General features: G+C 54.7%; 1 protein-coding gene. It reads left to right on the plus strand.

The features are described 5' to 3' along the window. The coding region (locus ACTHUR_RS17705) for a TerC family protein (RefSeq protein WP_440400035.1) at positions 1 to 532 on the plus strand (532 nt) is incomplete at both ends.

Consider the following 532-nt stretch of genomic DNA (forward strand, 5'->3'; position numbering starts at 1 on the left):
CTACAAAGCCACCACCGAACTGCACGAACGCCTCGAAGGGCATAACCAGTTCGCCGTTGCTGACAGCCAGAAAAAACACGCGCGATTTTGGAGTGTGGTTGCCCAAATCCTGATTCTTGACGCGGTATTTTCCATCGATTCCGTCATCACGGCCGTTGCCATGGTCGATCACATCGTCGTCGCCATGGGCGCGGTTGCCGTTGCCATGACCGTCATGATTTCCGCCAGCAAACCGCTGACCGAGTTTGTGGACAGACATCCTACCGTCGTCATGCTCTGCTTAGGTTTTCTGCTGATGATCGGTTTCAGCCTCATTGCCGAAGCCTTCCATTTCCACATCCCGAAAGGCTACCTCTACGCCGCTATCGGCTTCTCCATCCTGATTGAAGCATTCAACCAAATTTCGCAGCGCAACAGCCGCAAAAACGACTACATCAGCAGCTCATGGCGCAAACGAACCGCCGAGAACGTCTTGGGCATGATGGGCATACGCGAAAGCGTGCTTGCCAAAGCGGGCGACGAAGCAGAGGAC

It is taken from the genome of Neisseria sp. P0021.S007 (assembly GCF_051956855.1).